24 protein-coding genes and 1 tRNA gene are annotated in these 22,120 nt (G+C 71.7%); 14 read left to right on the top strand and 11 right to left on the bottom strand.

Annotated elements, in window-relative coordinates:
- The first annotated feature begins 33 nt into the window (after positions 1-33).
- Positions 34-480, top strand: a complete 447-nt coding sequence (locus EV378_RS12240) for a DUF501 domain-containing protein (protein WP_132427796.1) — start codon at positions 34-36, stop codon at positions 478-480.
- 295 nt (positions 481-775) lie between these two features.
- Here EV378_RS12240 and EV378_RS12235 read toward each other — a convergent pair whose 3' ends face one another.
- Positions 776-2,443: an acyl-CoA dehydrogenase family protein gene (locus EV378_RS12235; protein ID WP_132424112.1), complete on the bottom strand. Its 1,668-nt coding sequence runs from the start codon at positions 2,441-2,443 to the stop codon at positions 776-778.
- A gap of 949 nt (positions 2,444-3,392) precedes the next feature.
- Here EV378_RS12235 and EV378_RS12230 point away from each other — a divergent pair.
- Positions 3,393-4,346: a Ppx/GppA phosphatase family protein gene (locus EV378_RS12230; protein WP_132424109.1), complete on the top strand. Its 954-nt coding sequence runs from the start codon at positions 3,393-3,395 to the stop codon at positions 4,344-4,346.
- The gene (locus EV378_RS12225; protein WP_132424106.1) at positions 4,343-5,068 is read left to right on the top strand and encodes a uracil-DNA glycosylase; all 726 of its coding nucleotides are present in this window, start codon (positions 4,343-4,345) and stop codon (positions 5,066-5,068) included. The genes EV378_RS12230 and EV378_RS12225 overlap by 4 nt, the downstream gene beginning before the upstream one ends.
- A 57-nt stretch (positions 5,069-5,125) precedes the next feature.
- Here the strand turns inward: EV378_RS12225 and EV378_RS12220 are convergent, their stop codons facing one another.
- Positions 5,126-5,956, bottom strand: coding sequence for a class I SAM-dependent methyltransferase (locus EV378_RS12220; protein ID WP_132424103.1), 831 nt, complete (start codon positions 5,954-5,956; stop codon positions 5,126-5,128).
- Between the two features lie 69 nt (positions 5,957-6,025).
- Between EV378_RS12220 and EV378_RS12215 the strand changes: the two genes are divergently transcribed.
- Positions 6,026-6,098, top strand: a tRNA-Leu gene (locus EV378_RS12215).
- Positions 6,099-6,355: 257 nt separating this feature from the next.
- On the opposite strand, the gene EV378_RS12210 is transcribed toward EV378_RS12215, so the two are convergent.
- A complete protein-coding gene (locus EV378_RS12210; RefSeq protein WP_132424100.1) occupies positions 6,356-7,228 on the bottom strand; it encodes a CPBP family intramembrane glutamic endopeptidase in 873 nt (290 codons plus the stop codon).
- 282 nt (positions 7,229-7,510) lie between these two features.
- Here EV378_RS12210 and EV378_RS12205 point away from each other — a divergent pair, with 282 nt between their 5' ends.
- From EV378_RS12205 to EV378_RS12190, 4 genes are all read left to right on the top strand, one after another.
- Positions 7,511-8,890 (top strand): transposase, encoded by a 1,380-nt coding sequence (locus EV378_RS12205; protein ID WP_132430147.1) that lies wholly within the window; start codon positions 7,511-7,513, stop codon positions 8,888-8,890.
- 137 nt (positions 8,891-9,027) lie between these two features.
- A complete protein-coding gene (locus tag EV378_RS12200) occupies positions 9,028-9,417 on the top strand; it encodes a pyridoxamine 5'-phosphate oxidase family protein (protein ID WP_132424094.1) in 390 nt (129 codons plus the stop codon).
- Between the two features lie 541 nt (positions 9,418-9,958).
- Positions 9,959-10,603 carry a VOC family protein gene (locus EV378_RS12195; RefSeq protein ID WP_243653408.1) on the top strand — a complete coding sequence of 215 codons (645 nt, stop codon included), beginning with the start codon at positions 9,959-9,961 and terminating at the stop codon, positions 10,601-10,603.
- A gap of 344 nt (positions 10,604-10,947) precedes the next feature.
- Positions 10,948-11,154 (top strand): hypothetical protein, encoded by a 207-nt coding sequence (locus tag EV378_RS12190; protein ID WP_132424088.1) that lies wholly within the window; start codon positions 10,948-10,950, stop codon positions 11,152-11,154.
- A gap of 149 nt (positions 11,155-11,303) precedes the next feature.
- On the opposite strand, the gene EV378_RS12185 is transcribed toward EV378_RS12190, so the two are convergent.
- The 4 genes from EV378_RS12185 to prcB form a co-directional block, all read right to left on the bottom strand.
- The gene (locus tag EV378_RS12185; protein ID WP_132424085.1) at positions 11,304-11,528 is read right to left on the bottom strand and encodes a hypothetical protein; all 225 of its coding nucleotides are present in this window, start codon (positions 11,526-11,528) and stop codon (positions 11,304-11,306) included.
- A gap of 21 nt (positions 11,529-11,549) precedes the next feature.
- A complete protein-coding gene (locus EV378_RS12180) occupies positions 11,550-12,032 on the bottom strand; it encodes a hypothetical protein (RefSeq protein WP_132424082.1) in 483 nt (160 codons plus the stop codon).
- Between the two features lie 51 nt (positions 12,033-12,083).
- On the bottom strand, positions 12,084-13,067 hold the full coding sequence (locus EV378_RS12175) for a helix-turn-helix transcriptional regulator (protein ID WP_132424079.1): 984 nt from the start codon (positions 13,065-13,067) through the stop codon (positions 12,084-12,086).
- 145 nt (positions 13,068-13,212) lie between these two features.
- Positions 13,213-14,016, bottom strand: coding sequence for a proteasome subunit beta (gene prcB, locus EV378_RS12170; RefSeq protein WP_132424076.1), 804 nt, complete (start codon positions 14,014-14,016; stop codon positions 13,213-13,215).
- 60 nt (positions 14,017-14,076) lie between these two features.
- Here prcB and EV378_RS12165 point away from each other — a divergent pair, with 60 nt between their 5' ends.
- Positions 14,077-15,138, top strand: coding sequence for an NAD(P)H-dependent flavin oxidoreductase (locus EV378_RS12165; RefSeq protein WP_243653407.1), 1,062 nt, complete (start codon positions 14,077-14,079; stop codon positions 15,136-15,138).
- 1 nt (position 15,139) lies between these two features.
- Here the strand turns inward: EV378_RS12165 and EV378_RS12160 are convergent, their stop codons facing one another.
- Entirely contained in the window at positions 15,140-16,018 is an 879-nt protein-coding gene (locus EV378_RS12160) for a helix-turn-helix domain-containing protein (RefSeq protein ID WP_132424074.1), read from the bottom strand.
- Between the two features lie 58 nt (positions 16,019-16,076).
- Complete coding sequence (locus EV378_RS12155; protein WP_132424072.1) at positions 16,077-16,310, bottom strand: DUF397 domain-containing protein; 234 nt, start codon at positions 16,308-16,310, stop codon at positions 16,077-16,079.
- Between the two features lie 197 nt (positions 16,311-16,507).
- Between EV378_RS12155 and EV378_RS12150 the strand changes: the two genes are divergently transcribed.
- The 3 genes from EV378_RS12150 (at position 16,508) to EV378_RS12140 (ending at position 18,184) form a co-directional block, all read left to right on the top strand.
- On the top strand, positions 16,508-16,789 hold the full coding sequence (locus EV378_RS12150; RefSeq protein WP_132424070.1) for a hypothetical protein: 282 nt from the start codon (positions 16,508-16,510) through the stop codon (positions 16,787-16,789).
- A 98-nt stretch (positions 16,790-16,887) separates the two neighbouring features.
- Positions 16,888-17,229, top strand: a complete 342-nt coding sequence (locus EV378_RS12145; RefSeq protein WP_132424068.1) for a hypothetical protein — start codon at positions 16,888-16,890, stop codon at positions 17,227-17,229.
- Positions 17,230-17,374: 145 nt separating this feature from the next.
- On the top strand, positions 17,375-18,184 hold the full coding sequence (locus EV378_RS12140) for a Bax inhibitor-1/YccA family protein (RefSeq protein ID WP_132424066.1): 810 nt from the start codon (positions 17,375-17,377) through the stop codon (positions 18,182-18,184).
- A 72-nt stretch (positions 18,185-18,256) separates the two neighbouring features.
- Here EV378_RS12140 and EV378_RS36735 read toward each other — a convergent pair whose 3' ends face one another.
- Positions 18,257-18,382 carry a hypothetical protein gene (locus tag EV378_RS36735; RefSeq protein WP_279389621.1) on the bottom strand — a complete coding sequence of 42 codons (126 nt, stop codon included), beginning with the start codon at positions 18,380-18,382 and terminating at the stop codon, positions 18,257-18,259.
- A 359-nt stretch (positions 18,383-18,741) separates the two neighbouring features.
- On the opposite strand from EV378_RS36735, the gene EV378_RS12135 reads away from it, so the two are divergent.
- On the top strand, positions 18,742-20,163 hold the full coding sequence (locus EV378_RS12135) for an MFS transporter (RefSeq protein WP_132424064.1): 1,422 nt from the start codon (positions 18,742-18,744) through the stop codon (positions 20,161-20,163).
- 59 nt (positions 20,164-20,222) lie between these two features.
- Positions 20,223-20,663 (top strand): hypothetical protein, encoded by a 441-nt coding sequence (locus EV378_RS12130; RefSeq protein WP_132424062.1) that lies wholly within the window; start codon positions 20,223-20,225, stop codon positions 20,661-20,663.
- A 171-nt stretch (positions 20,664-20,834) separates the two neighbouring features.
- On the opposite strand, the gene EV378_RS12125 is transcribed toward EV378_RS12130, so the two are convergent.
- Positions 20,835-22,055, bottom strand: coding sequence for an acetyl-CoA C-acetyltransferase (locus EV378_RS12125; protein WP_132424060.1), 1,221 nt, complete (start codon positions 22,053-22,055; stop codon positions 20,835-20,837).
- Positions 22,056-22,120: the final 65 nt, after the last annotated feature.

The raw sequence follows: 22,120 nt of genomic DNA, 5'->3' as shown, positions 1-22,120 counted from the left end.
ACCGACGGGGTCTCCTCCGCGGACCTCGACGCGATGACCGCCCAGCTCGGTCGAGCCCCCCGCGGGGCTCGTGAGGTCTCGCACCGCTGCCCGTGCGGGAAGCCGGACGTCGTCCAGACGGCGCCGAAGCTCCCGGACGGCACCCCGTTCCCGACGCTGTACTACCTGACGTGCCCGCGGCTCGCGTCGCGCCTCGGCACGTTGGAGGCCGAGGGCCGGATGCGGGAGATGACCGACCGCCTCTCCGACGACCCGTCGCTCGCCGAGCGGTACCGCGCCGCGCACGAGGCGTACCTGGCCGAGCGCGACGCGATCGAGCCGCTCGGTACCCGGGTCACCGCGGGCGGCATGCCGGACCGGGTCAAGTGCCTGCACGTGCACGCCGCGCACGCACTGGCCGCCGGACCTGGTGTGAACCCGTTCGGCGACGAGGCGCTGGACGAGGTCGGCCAGTGGTGGGCCGCCGGGCCCTGCGTCTGACGCGCCGCCCGGAGCGTGACGCGCGCCGCACCCCGCTTCGGCGTGCCGCACTCCGCCTGGGCGTGCCGCACTCCGCCTGGGCGTGCCGCGCTCCGCTTCGGCGTGCCGCACTCCGCCTCGGCGTGCCGCACCCCGTCTCGGCGTGCCGCACTCTGCCTGGGCGTGCCGCACTCCGCCTGGGCGTGCTGCACTCTGCCTGGGCGTGCCGCACCCCGCTTCGGCGTGCCGCACCGGTCGCAGAGGGTGCGACACGCCGAGATGGGGTGCAGCGGCAGGCGTGGTGCGCGTCGTCGGCTCAGCGTCCGGGCGTCGCGCGCTCCAGCAGCACGTCCTCCGCGCCCGACGGGCGGGTGCCCGCGGTGCGGAACGGGCCGTCGTCGAACCTGCTGGTGAGGAACGTGCCCGCCACCGCGTCCGGCGCGTGCCGGACCAGCAGCGACGCCTGGAGGCACACGGCGCCGAGCTCGGCCAGCCTGCGCGCCCGGCGTTCGTCCGGAGTGGACAGTTCACTCCGGAGCGCGGCGACGGCGTCGTCGAGCCTGTGGTCGGCGCCGCGCGTCGTGTCCAGTTCGGACAGCAGGGCGTCGACGGCGTGCGGCTCGCGGGCGATGGCACGCAGCCCGTCCAGCGCCGTGACGTTTCCGGAGCCTTCCCAGATCGAGTTCAGCGGCGCCTCCCGGTACAGCCGGGGGAGCGGGCCCTCCTCGACGTAGCCGTTGCCGCCCAGGCACTCGAGCGACTCCGCGACGAGCGCGGACGTCCGCTTGCACACCGTGTACTTCGCCATCGGCAAGGCCAGCCGCAGCAGGGACGTCTCGCCCCGGTCGACCGCACCGGCCAGACGGAGCGCGAGCAGCGTCGCGGCCTCGGACTCGGCGGCGACGTCGGCCAGCACGGCCCGCATCAACGGCTGGTCGGCGAGCCTGCGACCGAACGCGGACCGGTGCGCGACGTGGTGCGCCGCCTCGGTCACCGCGCCCCGGACCGTCCCGGCCGAGCCCAGCACGCAGTCCAATCTGGTCATCGAGACCATCTCGATGATCGTCGCGACGCCGCGTCCCTCGTCGCCGACCCGCCACCCGACCGCGCCGAGGTACTCGATCTCCGACGACGCGTTGGACCGGTTGCCGAGCTTGTCCTTCAGGCGTTGCAGGCGGATCGCGTTGCGCGTGCCGTCCGGCAGCACGCGCGGCAGGACCAGGCAGGTCAGGCCGCCGGGCGCCTGGGCGAGCGTGAGGAACAGGTCGTTCATCGGTGCGGACGTGAACCACTTGTGGCCGGTGAGCCGGTACGTCCCGTCCGGCTGCGGGGTGGCGACGGTGGTGCCGCTGCGCACGTCGGAGCCGCCCTGCTTCTCGGTCATCGACATGCCGGCGAGCAGGCCCGCCTTGAGGTCCGGCTCCGCGAGGCCCGGCGCGTACGTGCCGGCCGTGAGCCCCGGCTCGAACCGCGCGGCGAGCTCGGGATCGTGGCGCAGCGCGGGGACCGACGCGTACGTCATCGAGACCGGGCAGAGGTGGCCCTGCTCCAGCTGCGAGGTCAGGTAGAACCCCGCGGCCCGGGTCACGTGCGCGCCGGTACCGGGTGCGGCCCGCCACGGTGCCGCGGCCAGGCCGTGCTCGACCGAGACGCGCATCAGCTCGTGCCACGACGGGTGGAACTCGACCTCGTCGATCCGGTGCCCGGTGCGGTCGTGGGTGTGCAGCACCGGCTCGTGCGCGTTCGCGCGGTGGGCGTGCTCGCGGTGCTCCGCCGTGCCGATCGCGTCGGCCAGCCGCCCGAGCGCGGCCGGGTCGCCGCACTCCCGTCGCACGGCGTCGACGAGAGCGGGATCGGCCGACAGCATGTCCCCGTCGGCGCGGGGCGGGACCTGGTTCGTGACCTCGTGCGTGCCGAGGTCGGCGACCGGCGGCGCCGCCTGCGGAGACGTGATCCCGTCCGGCCGAACCGACTGCTCCGTCATGTACCGGAGAGTAACTTGCGGTCGGTCGGCGGGAAACGGTTGCGAAACCCCCGCCCGTCCGAACCTCGCGACCGCGGTGGGCGCGCGCGACGGCGGTGAACGCACGCGACCGCGGTGAGCGCGGGTCCGTGGTGAGCGCACGCGACGGTGGCGCGGCGCGACGGTGTTGGGCGCGCGCGACGGTGGTGGTCGGCGTGCGCGTTCGTGGAGATGGCGCTGGTCCGTGGTGGATGCACGCGACGGCGGTGGGCGTACGCGACGGTGGTGGGCGCGCGGGTCCGTGGTGGGCGCACGCGACGGTGGCGCAGGCGGTCGTGGTGGGCGCGCGGGTCCGTGGTGGACGCACGCCGTCGTGTTGGACGCGCGCGACGGTCGTGGACGCACGCGACGGTCGTGGTGGGCGCGCGCGTCCGTGGTGGGCGTACGCGTTCGTGGAGATGGCGCTGGTCCATGGTGGACGCACACGGCCGTGGTGGACGCGCGCGACGGCGGTGGGCGCACGGGATCGTGGTGAACGCACGTGTCCGGGCTGGGGCGTTCGCCGGAAGGCCGCGCGTTCTACGGATCACCGTGCACCGGCCGGCGATGGTGGTCGGCACGGCTCGTCCGGACCGGCAGGGTTCGCATCGTCCGGCCCGGCCGGTGATGCCCGCGCCGCCCGCCGCGCCGCGGACGCCGCCGGCGGGAGGGTCCGGACAAGGGAGGATCCCCGCTCTGATCCGGACCCGGCTGCCGAGCACCGTTCTCCGCCCGACGTCCACCGCCGACCTCGCCCTCCGGGCCCGGCGCCATACCCGGCCTCGGCTGCGCACCTCGAAACCTGGCCACGCACCCCGTCTCGGCGTGTCGCACCCGTCGCAACAGGTGCGACACGCCGGTATGGGGTGCGGCGGCTCGTCGGAGACCGGCGCACGGAAGGGCGGACCGGGCGGCGCGTACCGTGATCGGCATGTCGCGCGTGGCCGCCATCGACTGCGGGACGAACTCGATCCGACTGCTCGTCGCGGACGTCACGACGTCCTTCGACGGGGCCGTGGACCTGCGGGACCTGCACCGCGAGATGCGAATCGTCCGGCTCGGCAAGGGCGTGGACGCCACCGGCCGTCTCGATCCGGAGGCGTTGGAGCGGACGCGGGTCGCACTCGTCGACTACGCCGTGGCGGCCCGTCGCAAGGGTGCCGAGCGGGTCCGGATGGTCGCGACGTCGGCGACCCGCGACGCGTCGAACCGCGAGGACTTCTTCTCCATGGTGCGGGACACGCTCGGTGTCGACGCCGAGGTGATCACCGGCGACGAGGAGGCGCGGCTGTCGTTCTCCGGCGCCGTCGGCGATCTCGACCCGAACGACGGGCCGTTCGTCGTCACCGACGTCGGTGGCGGCTCCACCGAGGTCGTCATCGGTTCGCTGGTGGACGGGGCGGTGCAGGTCACGGCCGCGAAGTCGGTCGACATCGGCTCTGTGCGCCTGACCGAGCGGTGCCTGCCGGACGACCCGCCGTCGTCGTCGCAGATCTCCTCAGCACGGGAGGTGGCCGCCGGCGTCCTCGACGAGGCGTTCGCGGCCGTGCCGGTGGAGACGGCGCGGACGTGGGTCGGCGTGGCCGGGACGATCACCACGCTGTCCGGTATCGCGCAGGAGCTCGCGGAGTACGACCCGGAGGCCGTGCATCTGTCGCGGCTGTCCCGCGACGAGCTGCACCGCGTCGCCCAGATGCTGATCACGTCCGGCCGCGAGGAGCGGGAGAAGCACGGTGCGCTGCACCCGGGGCGGGTCGACGTGATCGGCGCCGGGTCGCTCGTCGTCGAGGCGCTGGCCGACGAGCTGCACACCAGGGCCGGGATCGAGCAGGTGATCGTCTCGGAGCACGACATCCTGGACGGCATCGCGCGATCGATCGCATGAACGCGCCCCCGGCCACGGTCGCCGAGCTGGACCGGCGGGTGTCCGAGTGCCGGGCGTGTCCGCGGCTCGTCGCCTGGCGCGAGCAGGTCGCGCGGGAGAAACGCGCGGCGTACCGCGACTGGACCTACTGGGGACGGCCGGTGCCCGGCTTCGGGCCTGCGGACGCGCGGATGCTCGTCGTCGGGCTCGCGCCCGCGGCGCACGGAGCGAACCGGACCGGGCGCATGTTCACCGGCGACCGCAGCGGCGACGTGCTGTACGCGGCGATGCATGCCGTCGGTCTCGGGTCGCAGCCGACGGCGGTCCAGCGCGGCGACGGGCTGGAGCTCCACGGCGTGCGGATCACCGCCCCGGTCCACTGTGCACCGCCGGCGAACAAGCCCACACCGTCCGAACGCGACACCTGCCGCACGTGGCTGGAGCGCGAGCTCGACCTGCTGTCGCCGACGGTCCGCTCGGTGATGGTGCTCGGCGGGTTCGGCTGGCAGGCACTGCTTCCGGTGCTGGCCGGGGCGGGCTGGGAGATTCCCCGGCCCCGGCCGGTGTTCGGCCACGGCGTGCACGTGACGCTCGAGCCGGCCCGTGACGACCGCGCGCCGCTGCACCTGCACGGCTGCTACCACGTCAGCCAGCAGAACACGTTCACCGGTCGTCTCACACCATCCATGGTGGAGCAGGTGCTGGCCGACACCGCGCGGTCGGCCGGGCTGCGGGGGCAGTGATCACCGGTCCCGGCGCGGACCGTTCGGGGAACGAACGTCGCGCGCCACGACCGTGGATCATGAGGTTATGCCGCTGAATCGGAAGCGGTGCAGGCGCATCGAGTCCCGCATCGCCGGGACGAGACCGGCCAGGCTCAGCAACGGTCGCAGGTAGACGCGCGGCTCGGAGATCGCGGCCATGTCGTAGACCGAGACGTCGTCGACCTCCCAGAGCCGTGGGTGGCGCTTCGCGAAGTCCGTCCCGTCCCACGACCACCGGAATCGCGCCCCTGCCGTGCGGAACGAGGGGGCCATCCCGGATGCGAACACGGTCCACGGCGCGACGGCGTCGAACGCCAGCTCACCCTCCGATGCGGTGTCGGTGAGCCGGTCGACGGCGCGGTGGACGTCCCCGCCGGGCACGTACATGAACAGGCCCTCGGCGATCGCGAGCGTCGGGCGGTCAGTCGCGACATGGGACCACCACCCGTCGTCGGAGACCGAGGACGGGATCGTCTCGACGTGATCGGGCAGCGCGTAGAGCCTGCGCCGCAGGTCGATCACCTCGGGCTGGTCGACGTCGAGCCAGCGGCAGCTCTCCGGGACCTCGACCCGCAACGGCCTGCTGTCCAACCCGCACCCGAGATGCAGGACCTGCGCGTCGTCCGGGTGCGCGGCGAGGAACTCCCGGGTCCACCCGTCGAGGGTCCGCGCTCGGCAGGTGACAGCGGACGCGTCGCCGGACGCGAGGAACAGGAGCCGGCGATCCACGTCGATGCGCTCCATCACCTCGACGGCGTACCGGTCGCCGAGGATCGGGTTGCGCTGCCGCGCGTCCCACGCCCGCATGTACAACGTGAGCAACAGTGTCGCCGCCGCTCCGCGCAGATCGACCTTTTCCGCGGTCATGGGCCACCTCCCGGTTCAGGGGCAGTGTGCACCCGGCGGCGCGCGATCGCGTGGCTACGCTGGCCCGGCGCCCCCGTAGCCCAACGGCAGAGGCAGGCCCCTTAAAAGGGTCCCAGTGTGGGTTCGAGTCCCACCGGGGGCACCCCGACACGACCCGCGAAACCCTGCCCTGACCAGCGACGACGCCATCGGTGGCCGCGTTGATGTTGTCCGGGTGTGACCGGCGCTCACCGAGCCGCGGCGGGTACCTGTGCTGAATACGTGCTGAAAATCAAGGCGCCACCTCCGGCGGCGCCGGGCCGGCCACGCCGGCCCCGTCGCTTCGCTCACTACACCTCCGGCCCGTTCGCGGCGCCGGGACCGGCTACCCGCCCCCCACCGCACGGGTCGCCCGTGTGCTCATGAGGCCTCGGCAGGCTGCAGACCATCGACGCGGTTCCGCCACTGCGCCAACACCAGCCGGGTCGCGGTCACGATGACCAGCGCCAGGACCACGTACGCGATCTGGGACGCCGCCGACAGCACGTCGAAGTCCTGCGGCGAGACCCGGAACAGGGTCTGGAACGGGACACCGGTCCAGCTGTTCTCACCGGCATGGAGGAGCGCGACCAACAGGACGCTCCCGCCCGCGCTGTTGAACAGCCAGGCGTAGACGACCGACGCAGCCAGGACCCCGACGGCGAACCAGGCCAGTCGCATCGAGCTGTCGCCCGAGACGACGCGCAACGGCAGATGCCACACCCACCACAGGGCGCCGACCACGAGGGCCGCTCGCATCGGGCCATACCGGCGCTGGAACCGGGGCAGCAGGAACCCACGCCACCCGAACTCCTCGGCGAGCCCGACCAGTACGAACTGCAGCACCAGGTTCACCGCGATCGAGACTGCGAGAGCGGCCGTCGGCGTAGCGATCTGGTCGGGGAACAGCGCAGTCCCCACGGAGTAGGTTACGACGAGCAGGTAGACGCCCAGCCCGATCACGGCGAACAGGTAGTAGCCGACTCCGACCTGCCAGCGCAGCACCCGACGCCAGAGCTGCCCAGCGCCCGCACGGCCGTTCGCGATGGCGACCACGACGAATGCGCACACGCTCGGACCAACCAGGCTCAACAACAGCGAGCCCGGCACCACGATCTGGACCGGCCAGCTGGCCGCCGCCAGCAACACACAGAACGCGATCACCGGTCGGCGCTGGATCAGCCGGGCCAGACCGCGCCGTTCAGGCAGATACTCGACTTCCGTTCGCGTCATGCTGTCCCCCTTGGCCGACATGGTCCACGACGTGGCGTCGGCCGCAAGGGCGCCTGACGGCGTCGCTACGCGATGGCTACGCCACCCTTGCCCCCGACACCACGACGAGCAGAGCGGCCAGGACAAGGGGGACGGGGGAGGAGCGGCTACAGACCCTCCCGGGCGAGCTGCGGACTATCTGCGGACGCAAGTGAGTGGGCCGTTACTGAATCGCAGGTCAAAGGCGGTTTGACAGCTCTGAGCCTGTTGCAGAAACTACCTACCGGCCAACGCTCTGTTGATCTTTGGTGGCAGGATCGGCGGGTGGGTTTGAACTACGTCACGGGTGATCGTGAGCAGCGGTTTCTGCTGGCGCCGGACATGCGGGACTGGCTGGCCCCGGAGCACCTGTGCTGGTTCGTGATCGACGTCGTCGAGGCTCTCGACCTGGACGCGTTCCACCGCTCCTACCGAGCTGACGGGCACGGTCGTGCCGCCTACGACCCTGCGGTGATGGTGGCGGTGCTGCTGTACGCCTATTGCACCGGTGTGCGCTCGAGTCGCCAGATCCAGCGCCGCTGCCTCGAACAGATCGACTATCGGATCCTGGCCGCCGGCCTGGCCCCGGACCACGTCACCCTGGCCAGGTTTCGGGCCCGCCACGCCGACGCGCTGGCCGCGGTGTTCGTGGACTCCCTACGGCTGTGCGCCGAGGCCGGGCTGGTCTCGCTCGGCGCGATCGCCGTGGACGGCACGAAGATCGCCGCGAACGCCTCGATCGATCGCAACCGGACCAGTGAGGAACTCGGCAAACAGATCTCCGCGATCCTCGCGGAGGCCGCCGAGATCGATGCCGCCGAGGACGCGGCGTCCGATCAGGACCACCAGAGCGAGTCGGGACCGGCGGTGGATCCGGCGCTCCGTCGGGCCGCGCTCGACGCAGCACGCCAGCGACTCGAAGCGGCTCGGACGCGGCTCGAGGTCGTCGCCGCTGACCGCGCTGCTCGGTTCGAGGCCCGTTCCGCCCAGCTCAACGCCGCCCGCGCGGCGAAAGGACAGCCGCCGCGCCAGTTCCGGCCCCGAGCTCGCGACGAGGCACCCAAGCCGGGAACGACGACGAATCTGACCGACCCGGACAGTCGCCCGATGCAGTCTCGCCATGGCCGAGTCCAAGGCTTCAACGCCCAGACCGTCACGACCGCCGGGCAGATCATCGTGGCCGCCGAGGTCAGCACCGACAGCAACGACGTCGCCCAACTCGCACCAATGCTGAGCGCCACCCGCGCCGGGCTGACCGCCGCCGGGATCACCGAGCCGATCGATGCTCTGGTCGCCGACGCCGGCTACTGGCGCGCCGAGAACGTCAACGCCTCCCACCCCGACCTCGCACGCCCCGATGGTCCGACGCTCTACATCGCGGTCGCACGACACGGCCGGCGCGGTAAACCCCGACAAGATGGCAAACCGAGCGAGGCCACCACCACGGCGCTGGTCGAACAGATGACCGCCCGCCTCAAGACCGACACCGGCAAGAAGATGATGCGGATGCGCTCGACCAGCGTTGAGCCGGTTTTCGGACAGATCAAACACGGCCGCGGGATCCGACAGCTATCCCGCCGCGGGCTGGTCGCCGCCCGAGCCGAGTGGAAGCTCATCGCCGCCACCCACAACCTGCTCAAGCTCTACCGCGCCACTGCCATCTGAACACCGACCCGCACCGGACACCACCGAGCGCGCCATCCGGATCACCACCAGCCAGCCTGAGATCCCACCGTCAGCTCCTTTGCGCAACAGGCTCCTCTCTGTAAAGCCGTCAGCACTGGCGACGTGATACTTCCTCGATGGACGACGGCGACGCGCTGGTCCGAAGCCGACTGCAGGACGACGAGATCGCATGGCTGACGACCGTGCGCCGGGACCGAACCCCTCACATCACCCCGGTCTGGTTCGTCTTCGACAACGGGGTCTGGTGGATCGGCTGCAACGCGAGGTCGGTCAAGGCCCGGAACTGCCGGGTGAACCCGGCGGTCGCGGTAGCGCTCGACGGTGGTCGCGCTCCGGTCGTGGCAGAGGGCACCGCATCCGTCCTGGCGGCAGAGTTCCCTCCCGAGGTCGTAGCGAGGCTCGGTGAGAAATACCGATGGGACGTCGAGGCGGACGACGGCTCAGGCCCTCGTGCTCTTATCAAGGTGACGACCACTCGGTGGCTTCTGTGGGGGACGGCTCCGTAGGACGTGCGCCGAGTACGTGCCGAAGTTCCGATCGGCTGATGCCCGGACCGCGGATCATCGCAAGTGAGAGTCCAGGTGGCAGAGAGCGCGCGGCCCCCTTAAAGGGGTCCCAGTGTGGGTTCGAGTCCCACCGGGGGCACCGGTCCTGAGTCCGGTCTTGTTGCTCTGACCAGCGCGGATGCGCACAACGCGGCGGATGATGTTGTCCGGGCGTCCCGGCCCTGAGCGGTCCTGGCCGGGTGCCTGTGTCGAATACGTGTCGAAGTCCCAGCCACGGTCCGGCTCCCCGAGCGCATCGGCGATCCGCCACCCGTGGCCCCCGACACCACGACGAGCAGTGCGGCCAGGACGAGGGAGACGGGGGAGGAGTGGGCTACAACCCCGGCCGATGCGACCTGCGGACTGTACGCGGACGCCGACGGGTGGTCCGCTACTCCGCCGCAGGTCAGAGCGGGTAAGGCAGCTCCCTGTAAATCCACCACCGACTTGCGTCGCGGATCGTACGCGACTCGGTCGCGACCTGACGGCCTACGGTCGCGGTGTGGAACAGGTCGCAGCTCGTCTCGGTGTTCATGAGGTCGACCTGACGGACTGGCGGTGGTTGCTGGGAGCGCTGCACGCCCACTTCGACACCCGTTCGTTTCGCGACGGGGCCACGTTCGTCGATGTGGTCGCGGAGGCCGCCGGTGCGGACGATGACCATCTACACGTGGATCTGCGCGCCGGACATGTCCGGATCGCGCTACGCACTGCCGACGTAGGTGGGGTCACCCAGCAGGACGTCCTCCTGGCCGAGCGGATCAGCCTCCTCGCTCGTGATCGGGATCTGACATCACGACCACAGCGTGTGCAGGTGATGGAGTTGGCGCTGGACACTCCCGTCTCCGACTCGGTGCGACCGTTCTGGGCGGCGGTCCTTGCCGGACACGACGAAGGCAGGGACGTTGTCGATCCCGCCCAGGGGCTCCCGTCGATGTGGTTCCAGGCAACGGACTCGACTGCCCCTGATCGGCAGCGCTTCCATCTCGACGTCACCGTCCCTCCGGAGGTCGCCGGGGAACGGATCGCCGCGGCGGTTGCGGCGGGAGGAAGCGTCGTCGACGACGGTCGTTCTCCGGCCTTCGTCGTGCTCGCAGATCCGGACGGGAACACGGTCTGCATCTGTACCGAACTGGGCCGCGAGTGAGTCTCCGCGATGGAGCTCCGCGGCCGGGCGTAGCCGGCCCGGCACGAGACGCCGTGCCGAAGTTGGAGCGTCAGGCCGCGATCGTGACTTTCCGTGAGATGACCGGCCCGCAGCGGGCGGCCACGCTGAAGAGGCGCTGACGTTTCATGCATCGGGGTTCTCCCCGAGCCCGGAAGCGGGCGGACTCCTCGTGCCCGGCGCGGATCGCGGCGTTGATGGCGACGAACGGCACGCCCGGGATCGGTAGAGCGGGTCAGGACGGCCACCAGCGGGCCCGTCGGGAGTGCAGATGCTCGAGGCGCAGGGCGCGGGCCGCGCGCTCGACCGGGCCGGGGGTGTTCCCGATGACGGCGAGGACGGCCGCGGTCAGGCGGGTGTGCCGTCAGGTCCTCCTGTCGACAGCGGCCCTGCGCGAACGCGGGGCACTGGTCGAGCACGTCCTGTGTGTCGTCGATCGCGAGGAGGGCGGGAGCCAGAACCTGGCCGCAGAAGGGCTCTCGACAACGGCGCTGTTCACCGGCGCCGAACTGCGGCGGTCGGGTGCGAGCTAGGCCGGTGGCCCACCGAGGTGTCCAGTGTGGATCCGGTACTGGCCGACGCCTCGATCCGGACCTCGGCGCCCCGCCACGCGTAGGCGTCGCCACCGCCGTCCGGGAGCACGAACCCGCTCATCGCCGCCGCCTCTCCGCGGGGCCGGCCGTCAGACCAGCCTGTCGCCGGGAGACGGTGCCGGTGCCGGCACCTCCTCCTGTGTCTCGACGTGCACGCGCGCGTGGTGTGCCGCCGGGTGCCAGATCTCGTCGAACGGCTGCATCAACGACTCGCCGCCGCCGCGGCGCCGGACCCGTCCGGCCGCCCACGCGAGCCCACCGAGGACGACGGCGAACAGCACGACGACCGCCGTCGCCCCGACCAGTGTCCCCATGCGCCGCAGGGTAGCGCGTGGTCACGACGCGTCCCCGGCCTCGAGGCGCGCTGCGCACCGCTCGACGCCGCTGCGGATCATCTGTCCGTACCCGTCGTCCGGAAGCCTGCCCACCGCCGCACGGGCCTGCTGGAGATGGTGACCGGCCTGCGCGGCGTCGCCCAGCCTGCGGAGCACGTCGGCCAGGTTCAGGTGCAGCGACGGGTAGAAGGCGGTCACATCGAGCGCGGGGTGGAACGCGCGGGCCCGGCCGTCTCCGAGCTCGTCGGCCGCCGCCAGGGCCAGCCGGTCCCACCGCAGCTCCTCGTCCGGGTCCTCCTGCACGTCGGCGGCGTAGTGCGCCAGCGCGCAGCGGTGCAGCGGATCGCCGCCCGCCCCGACGTCCTCCCAGATCTCCGCGAACCGCCGGCGCGCGCCCGCCGCGTCCCCGGCGTGGCCGAGCTGCACGGCCTCGCCGATCCGCGTCATGACCGGATCGTCCTGCTGAGGGGCCGTCGAATCCATGGGCGCACCGTAGGGCGGGGCACCGACAGTTTCGGCGCGAGAAGGGCCGGCTCAGTGCCGCAGCGTGTCGCTGGGAGAGCGCCCGTACATCGAGCGGTAGCCGATCGAGAACCGGCCCGCGTGCAGGAATCCCCAGCGTGCGGCGATCGCGGCGACGGTGTCCCCGTGGCTCGGGTCGGCGGCCAGCAGCTCCTGGTGGGCGTAGTCCATCCGGACCTGGCGCAGGTACTCGGTCGGTGCGCAGCCGCGGTGCTTGCGGAACGCGTGCTGCAGGCCGCGCGGGCCGATCCGGGCCGCCTGCGCGATCTCGCCGAGGCCGATGTCGCGGTGCGCGTTGGACTCGACGAAGCCCACGGCCCGCCGGACCACGGCGGGCTCCGCGCCAAGGCTGTGCGGCTCCGGGCGGTCCTCCTGCGCCCGCGAGGCGCTGTTCGGGAACGTGGACAGGAACGCCACGACGAGCTGGCGGAACACCTCGCTCCGCACCAGCGGCTGGGCCAGCAGCTCGTCGTCCGGCAGCACGTCGCGCCGGACGCGCTCGACGACGGCCCGGAAGTAGCGGGCGGCGGAGGCGCTCACCGGCGCGGACAGCTCGAAATCGACCCGGGCCGCCGGCATGCCGGTCAGGTCCTCGACGACACGCCGCGCCGCCGCGAGGTCGAGCCGGGTCGTGCGGACGACCACGTCGGACCAGTGCACGCGGTTCGGCCGGTGCGGGTCCCCGAGCAGGACGCCGCCGACGGCGGGGACCATCGACGTCCGGCCGTTGGCGAAGTCGATCTGCCCGCTGAGCAGCTCCACCGCGATCAGCGCGTCGTACGGGGCGTCCTGGCGCGAGTCCAGCCCCATGCTGTGCGCCAGCTCGTCGACGCGCAGGACGTCGGTGCCGGCGCCGGAGATCCGGAACCGGAAGCGTTCCCGGCTGCCGTGCAGGCGGGGCGTGTGCGCGGCGTACATGGAGGTCAGCGTCTCGTGCGCCCGCTCCGGGTCGGTCGTCCGGATCTCGACCCGCTCGACGTGCGCCGATGTCGCCACCGTGGTCCCCCGTGACCTTGAAGTACGGGAGGAGAAGTTACTGTCCCGTGACCTGACCCGGCAACTGGTCGTGACCGCGTGCGCCCGGGCGGCCAGCAGGAGACCCGCCGCGTGAGCCCGACGGTCGACGGCGGACGCGCAGCGGTCAGCCGCCCGGACGCTGTGCCCGCCGGGCGAGCATGTGTTCGGTCGCGGCCCGCACCTCGCCGTCCGGAACCCTCTCCGTGCCGCGGGCGGTCACCGTGACCAGGTTGGGGAGGAGGTCCCTGATCAGGTCCGGCCCGCCGGTCGCGCTGTCGTCGTCGGCCGCGTCCCAGAGGGCCTCGACGGCGGTGGCGACGGCGGTGTCCCGGCCGGCGGACGGGTCGTGCCGCTTCTTGAGCGCCGACTTCGCGTACACCGAACCGGAGCCGATCGACTCGTAGCCCTGCCGGTCGCGGACCGTGTCGCCGGTCGGGTCGTAGGACACGATCCAGGACGCGGCGGCCGGGTCCGGGACCGTCGGGTCGAAGCCCGCGAACAGCGGGAGGGCGAGGAAGCCCTGCATCGCGGCCGGCAGGTTCTCCCGGACCACGGTGGACAGCCTGCGGGTCTTGCCCTCGATACTGAGCGGTCCGCCCTCGAGCTTCTCGTACTGCTCGACCTCGGCGACGAACAGCTTCAGCATCTCGAGCGCGTGCCCGACCGAGCCGGCGAACCCTGCGGCGGAGAACTCGTCGACGACGACGACCTTCTCCAGATCCTTCTGCGCGATGACGTTGCCCGACGTGGCGCGGCGGTCGCCGGCGAGGAGGACGCCGTCGGCCCAGGTGAACGCGATGATCGTGGTGCCGTGCGGTGCACGCAGGCCGCCGTCGACGCGCAGCGCCGGGTCGCGGGGCAGCCGGCTCGGGAGCTTCTGCGGCGCGTGCTCGCGCAGGTACTCGACGAACGACGTGTCACCGATCATGTCCGCCGATCCTGCCCGTCGGGCGGACAGGGGTCCACAGCGGGCGGCAGACTGCCGGTCGTGACGGTCTCGGGGAGCCCGCTGCAGCGGGCCGAGCGGTTCTGTGCCCGGTACGGCATGACGGTGCCGGTGGTGGAGGCGCCGATGGCGGGGGCGTGTCCGCCCGCGCTGGCCGTCGCCGTCGCCGGGGCGGGCGGGATGGGTGCGAACGGCGTGGTCAACGACCCGCCCGCCCGCATCGCGGAATGGATGGAGACGTTCCGGGCCGGCTCGAGCGGCCCGGTGCAGCTCAACGTGTGGGTCCCGGACCCGCCGGTGGACGACCCGGAGCGGGTCGCCGCCGCGGAGCGGTTCCTGTCCACGATGGGCTCGATCGGCGACCCGAAGGGCCCACCCCCCGACTTCGACGAGCAGTGCGCGGCGATGCTCGGGGCCCGGCCGACCGTGGTCTCGTCGATCATGGGCCGGTTCGACGACGCGTACGTGCGCCGCCTGCACGGCGCGGGCATCGCGTGGTTCGCCTGCGCCACGACCGTGGACGACGCGCTCGCCGCGCAGGACGCGGGCGCCGACGCCGTCGTCGCACAGGGGATGGAGGCGGGCGGGCACCGCGGCACGACCGACCCGGCGGACGCCGAGAGCACCGTCGTCTCGTTGTTCGCGCTGCTGCCGCGGATGGCCGACGTGCTGGACGTGCCGATCGTCGCGGCCGGCGGGATCGCCGACGGTCGGTGCCTGGCCGCGGCGCTGACGCTCGGCGCCAGTGCGGTCCAGGTGGGCACCGCGCTGCTGCGCGCGCCGGAGACCGGCATCGACCCCGGCTGGTCGGCCGCACTCGTGGGACTCGCGCCTGAGCGCACCGTCCCGACCCGCGCGTACAGCGGCCGCCTCGGCCGTGCCGCACCGACCCGCTACGTCACCGCGTGGAACGACGACGGCGCCCCGCTGCCCGCGCCGTACCCGCAGCAGCGCGGTCTGGTGGCCAGGATGCGGGCGGGGGAGCCGGGGACGGTGGATCGGGCGAACCACTGGGCCGGGCAGAACGCCGCGCTGGCCACGACCGACCCGGCCGGGGAGATCGTGACCCGGATGTGGAGCGAGGCACGCGCTCTTCTCGGATGAGTCAGGCGCTCCGCAGCAGACCGTGCAGCAGGTCGGTGGACGCCTCCGGCGTCCGGGCCTGCACGCAGATCCGGTCCATCACCTGGATGTGCCGCTCCACGTCGGAGCGCTTGTCCAGGTACAGCGAACTGGTCAGCTGCTCGAGGTAGACGACGTCGGGCAGGTCGGCCTCGGCGAAGCGCAGGATCGTGAACGGCCCGCCCGCACCTGGGTGACCGCCTGCCTGCAGCGGCATCACCTGCAGCGTGACCGCCGGCAGCGCGGACAGCGTGAGGAGGTGCTCGACCTGGCTGCGCAGCAGCGACGGCGTGTCGGTGAGCCTGCGCAACGCGGCCTCCTCGACGACGGCCCACAGGGTCGGCGAGTCCGGCTCGGCGAGGAGCTTCTGGCGGGTCATCCGGACGTGCACCCGGCGCTCGAGCTCGTTCGCGTCCTCGCGGTCGTCGGCCAGCGCGGTGACCGCGCGGGCGTACGGCTCGGACTGCAGCAGCCCCGGGACGAGCTGGACCTGGTACGTGCGGATGACCTGGGCGGCCTGCTCGAGGCGGAGGTAGGGCTCGAACCAGGACGGCAGGATGTCCGAGTAGGACTGCCACCAGCCGGGCGTGTTGGCCCGCCGGACCAGGCCGATCCAGTGCCGCTGCTCGTCGGCGTCGGTGACGCCGTAGAGACCGAGCAGGTCGACGACGTCGCGCTCCTTGAGCCCGACCCGCCCCAGCTCCAGACGGCTGATCTTGGCGTGGGACGCCCGGATGGCGTTGCCCGCGGCCTGCGGCGTGATCCCGACCGACTCGCGCAGGCGGCGCAACTGCGTCCCCAGGATGATCCGCAGAGCGGTGGGGTCGGCGGACAGCGCGTCGTCGCCCCCGGCATCGCTCACGGCGACGACCGTACCGCCGTTGCGGGCGCCCTGCCTGCGGTGATGCCGGTTCCGGGGATCACCGGACCAGGTCGTCGAACTCCCCGGCCTTGACGCCGTGCACGAACGCGGAGATCTCGGCGGGCGTGTAGACCAGCGCGGGGCCCTGCGGGTCGCGGGAGTTGCGGACGGCGACGTGCCCGCCGTCGAGCACGGCGAACTCGACGCACTCGCCGGTCGCGTTGCTCTCCGAGCTCCGGCGCCAGACGACGCCGCCGAGGTCCGCGGCGGGCACACCGTTGGGGTGACTCATGGGACCTCCGTACGACGCAGCAGTCACGGGCACCCGGAGCAACGAGCCGAGCGATTCAGCGCGGAGCGTAACAAACGTTCTTGCATCTGAGGTTGCAAACGGTACCTGCATTCGCCACGATGGGATGCATACACCACGCGAGGAGCCCTGTTGATGCGCCGGTCCGCGATGAGGACAGCCGTCGGGACGGGCGTGTCGTGAGCGCCGGTCAGGGCCAGGAGGCCACCGAGTACGACATCGTGTCGCTCACCTCGGTGATCGACAGTCGCGCGCACATGGTGACCGACGTGGAGCTGTCCTCGCCGCACGCGATGCGGATGGGCCGCTACGAGGCGCTGTGCGGGCACCTGATCGCCCCGGCTCCGTTGATCGAGCCGGACGGCGCCCGGTGCCCCCGCTGTGACGAGCTGGACCGCGCGCTGCGGCCCGCGCGCCAGCGGGTCCGTCGCAACCGGGGACTCGGCCGCCTGCGCACCTGACGCGTCGCGGAACCCCGGCGCCCGCCCGACGGTGACCGGCGGGACGTCCGGTCGTTGTACCCCGGTGAGGAGTTCCCCACCGGTCGTGAGGAGTCGTCGTGCCGGGACTGTTCGGGATGGGAGTGCCCGCGACCGTCGCCATGACGGTGGTGGCGCTGCTCGTGGTGCTCGTGGTGGCGTTGCCCGCCGGACGTGACGCGGTGGCCGTGATCGCCGGCCAGATGGCGCGGTGGCCGGGGCGGATCCGGGCCGAGCTGCGCGGAGCGGCTCCGCTCGGTGTCGACGGCGTCGGCCCCGGTGCGGACACCGAGGTTCTCGACGCCGTCGGTGCCCCAGGGGCCGGGGTCCGCCCGGTCCGCCGGAACGTCGGGGAGACGACGCCGGACATCCCGGTGGTCACCCGCGGGCTGCCGGTGGTGGAGCGCCCCGACCGGCGATGAGGCGTGCCCGTGGCGATCTCCGGTGCTGGGGTAAAGTCGGTTTTACCGAGCGGGAACCCTCCGAGGTCACCGCGCGTTGAACGGGCGGACACCCCGGCCGCCTGTCGTCGTCAGGGGTCCTGATCGCACGTCGAGGAGGATCAAGGTGCGCTCCACCAGCAACCCGGCGTTCCGCAACCTGCCCAGCGGGCAGGGCGGCTACGCCTCGTTCGGCAGCTCGGGCGGTGGGCTGATGGGCGGTGGCGCCGCCTATGCCGACACCCAGGCGTCACAGCGAAGCGACTACGGCCGCGCCGGTACCGGCGACCGGCCCATCACGGTCGACGACATCGTCCAGAAGACCGCGATCTGCGGAGGTCTCGCGGTCGCCGCGGGCCTCGCCACGGCCCTGAGCGGGCTCTACATTCTGGCGCTCCCCGCGTTCATCGTCGGGTTCGTCGTCTCGCTCGTGGTGATGTTCAAGAAGACCGTCAGTCCGGCGCTGGTGGTCACCTACTCGGTGGCGATGGGCATCGCGCTCGGCGGCATCGCCGGCATGATCAACAACGTCTACCCCGGCATCGCGTTCCAGGCGCTCGTCGGAACGGCGGGCGTGTTCATCGGGATGCTGATCGTCTACAAGACGGGCGCCGTCCGGGTCACTCCCCGGTTCCAGAAGTTCATGATGGGCGCCCTGGTCGGTGTCGTCGTGCTCGTGCTGGTGCGCCTGGTCGGCGACATCTTCTTCCCGGGCAACCCGATGAGCAGCGGCGGCTTCCTCTCGATCGTGATCAGCCTGGTGATCATCGGCGTGGCGGCGTTCAGCCTTCTGCTCGACTTCGACGCGGCCGACCAGGCCGTCCGCGGCCAGGCGCCCGCCAAGTTCGCCTGGTATATCGCGTTCGGCCTGATGACCACCCTGGTCTGGCTCTACATCGAGATCCTGCGCCTGCTGACGTACCTGCGCGGGGACTGACACCCGGCACCACACACGACGAAGGGCCCATCCCGCGCGCGGGATGGGCCCTTCGTCGTGTCTCCCGGGTGCTCAGGCCTCCTGTGCCTGCACCTCGGCGGGCTTGGTCCAGTTCCGCTGCGCGTAGGCGGCGAGGCTCGAGGCCACTCCGACTCCCACACCGGCGCTCAGAACCATCGCCACGAACACAGCCGTCATAGCGGCCCCTCCTCACCACATGCACGCACCGCGGCGGATGGTCGGGTCCGGTTGACCCGGTCCGTCCGACGGAGCTTGCGGACTCATCAGTGCTGTCTGCACTCACCCTGTATGACGCGTGGATCTCGGGATGTGTTTCATTCCGGTGACGTCGATCTGCGTGACCTATGCCATCCCGTGCGCCCATCCCGCGCCGCTCCGTCTTCTCGATTAGGGTTCTTGAAATTGACGGGAAAATCGGACATTTAGCTACAGCAACCACGAAGCGACCGTTTTCGGGTGGCTCGTGATCCGCTTGGGGAGCGAATGTCCGTTTCTGGCGAATTGCGATGCCATGCCCGTTCGGGAAGGGGGATCAGATGGTCGAGACGATGGACCGGGGCGCGGGTGGTGACCCGCCGCCGGGCGTGACGGTGACCGAGCCGGCCGTGATGAAGCGTGCCGTCGGGGCGGCCGCGATCGGGAACATCACCGAGTGGTTCGACTTCGGTGTGTACGGCTACCTCGAGACGACCATCGCGGAGCAGTTCTTCCCACCCGGCAACCCCACGCTGCAGCACATCGGTGCGTTCGCCGGCTTCGCGGTCTCGTTCGGCGTGCGGCCGCTGGGTGGGCTGTTCTTCGGCCCGCTGGGCGACCGGATCGGGCGGACCAAGGTCCTGTCGATCACCGTGATCATGATGGCGGTCGGGACGTTCCTGATGGGGCTCATCCCGTCGTACGCCTCGATCGGCATCCTCGCGCCGATCCTGCTGATCCTCTGCCGGGTGGTACAGGGCTTCTCCACCGGTGGTGAGTACGCGGGCGCGATGACGTTCATCGCCGAGTACGCCCCGGACCGCAGGCGCGGGTTCTTCGGCAGCTTCCTCGAATGCGGGACGTTCATCGGGTACGCGCTGGGTGCGACGATCGCCACCGTCGTCCCGCTGATCGCCTCCGAGGACTTCACGAGCACATGGGGCTGGCGGATCCCGTTCTTCGTGGCGCTGCCGCTCGGTATCGCGGGTGTCTACCTGCGGACCAAGCTGGAGGAGACGCCGTCGTTCCAGAACCTCCTCGACGAGTCCGAGAAACGTGAGGGCACCGAGGCCAAGGTCGCGGTGAAACAGATGTTCACCAAGTACGCGCCGGCCATGCTCACGTGCGGCGCGCTGGTGGTGGCCTGGAACGTCACGAACTACATGCTCACCAGCTACATGCCGACGTATCTGAAGTCCGACGTGAAGGAGGTCGGCGGGACGGCGATCTCGTCGAACACCTCGGCATGGAGCCAGATCGCGCTCCTGTGGGCCCTGGTGATCATCATCCCGTTCCTCGGCCTGCTCAGTGAGCGGATCGGGCGCAAGCCACTGCTGTGGACGGGGTCGATCGGGCTGATCGTGCTCGGCGTGCCGCTGATCTTCCTGCTGAAGAGCGGCAACGTGCTGGCCGTGATCCTCGGCCTGGTCGTCATGGGTCTGTTGCTGATCTGCTTCTCGGCGACGTGCCCGTCGACGCTGCCCGCGCTGTTCCCGACCGCGATCCGCTACGGCGGACTGTCGATCTCGTTCAACATCTTCGTGTCCGCGTTCGCGGGGCCGACCGGTCTGTACATGACGGCGCTGGTGCTCGGCACCGGCCACGCGTTCTGGCCCGGCTACTACCTGATGGCGGCCGGCATCGTCGGCGCGCTGGCCACGTGGAAGCTGACCGAGACGGCCGGGAGGCCGCTGTTCGGGGGCCAGCCAGCGGTGTCGACCGTCGAGGAGGCGCGCGAGCTGGTCGCGGCCGGGAAGGTCTAGGGGTTGCCGGGGCCGTTCGGACGGCCCCGGGTGGCCTGCATCACGTCTAGCATCGTGGCATGGCCGCGGACGGGTCGGTACTCACCGGAGTACTCCTGTTCGCGGCCATCGCCTTCGGCCCGGCCGTCGGGCTCTGGACGCTGCTGCGCCTGCCGCGTGTCGTGCGATGGGTCTGGGAACGTGTTCGCCCGGAGCCGGCGCCGCGCCCGTCGGGGCTCCCGCTGGAGTCGCTCGTGGCGGATCTGCGACGGCTGCACCGCGAGATCTGCGGGCCCGCGCCGCCGACGCGGGTGCGGCGCACGGCGCTGCTCGCCGCCTACGACGACGTGCTGCTGTCCGTGTGCCGCGCCGTCGGGGTGAGCGACCCGCCGCTGGGTGCCGCGGTCGCGGCGGGCGGGACGGCGGGCGCGTTGGACCCGGACCGCGGGCTGGCCCGGTTGCGGGCAGAAGCCGCGGTGCAGGAGGCCGGGATCGCGCTGGATCCGCCGGCCGCGGCGTGATCCGGCGCCGCTGACGACGGAGGTGCCGCGGATCGGGCGCCGCGGCACCAGGGCGCTCGCGCCACGCTCAGGTCGTCCTCCCCGGCGTCACGATCTCGTGCGGGACCCGACGACGAGCTGCCCCGCTGATCGTCGACCAGCGGGGCAGGTGCGGAGCCGGGTCGTCCGCGGTCAGCTCAGGCGCTCGATCACCATCGCCATGCCCTGGCCACCGCCGACACACATCGTCTCCAGGCCGTAGCGCCCGTCGCGCTCGCGCAGGCCGTTCAGCAGCGTGGTGGTGATCCGGGCGCCGGTCATGCCGAACGGGTGGCCGAGCGCGATCGCCCCGCCGTGCACGTTCAGCTTCTCCTCGTCGATGCCCAGGTCACGGGCGCTCGGCAGGACCTGGGCCGCGAACGCCTCGTTGATCTCGACGAGGTCGATGTCGTCGATCGTCAGCCCGGCGCGGCCGAGTGCCTGCTTCGACGCCTCCACCGGTCCGTAGCCCATGATCTCCGGAGACAGGCCGGTGACGCCGGTGGAGACCACCCGTGCCAGCGGCGTGATGCCGAGCTGACCGGCCTTCGTGTCGGACATGACCACCAGTGCGGCGGCGCCGTCGTTGAGCGGGCACGCGTTGCCGGCCGTGATCCGCCCGTCCGGACGGAACACGGGCTTGAGCTCGGAGATCTTCTCGTACGTGGTGCCCGCACGGGGGCCGTCGTCGGCGGCGACGACCGTGCCGTCGGGCAGCGTGACCGGTGTGATCTCGTTCGCGAAGAAGCCGTTCGCGATCGCCTTCTCGGCCAGGTTCTGCGACCGGACGGCGAAATGGTCCATGTCCTCGCGGGACACGTCCTTGTAGCGCGCCAGGTTCTCCGCGGTCTGACCCATCGCGATGTAGGCGTCCGGGAGCATCGCGGCGGCGCGCGGGTCGGTCCAGGCGTCCGCGCCGGTCTCGGCCGTGTGCGCCGTGCGGGCCTCGGCGTCGGCGAACAGCGGGTTGTGCGTGTCCGGCCAGGAGTCCGACGTGCCCTTCGCGAACCGGGACACGGTCTCCACGCCTGCCGAGACGAACACGTCGCCCTCGCCCGCCTTGATGGCGTGCAGCGCCATCCGCGTGGTCTGCAGCGACGACGAGCAGTACCGGGTGATCGTGGTGCCCGGCAGCCCGTCGTAGCCCAGCTGGACGGCGACGACGCGGGCCATGTTGTTGCCCTGCTCGCCGCCCGGCAGGCCGCAACCCAGCATCAGGTCGTCGATCTCGGCCGGGTCGAGCGCGGGGACCTGGTCCAGGGCCGCGCGGACCATCTGCACGGTCAGGTCGTCCGGGCGCATGCCGGCCAGCGAGCCCTTGTTCGCGCGGCCGATCGGCGAGCGGGCCGCGGCGACGATCACGGCTTCGGGCATCGTCATCCTCCAGTGAACGGGGTGTCCTCGCCGGTGACTCTACTCGCGGGTAACCATGAACCCGA

Origin of the sequence: Pseudonocardia endophytica (assembly GCF_004339565.1) — a bacterium.
GTDB lineage: Bacteria > Actinomycetota > Actinomycetes > Mycobacteriales > Pseudonocardiaceae > Pseudonocardia > Pseudonocardia endophytica.
The sequence above is the reverse complement of the archived record's forward strand: the minus strand, read 5'-3'. Positions and strand labels throughout refer to the sequence as shown.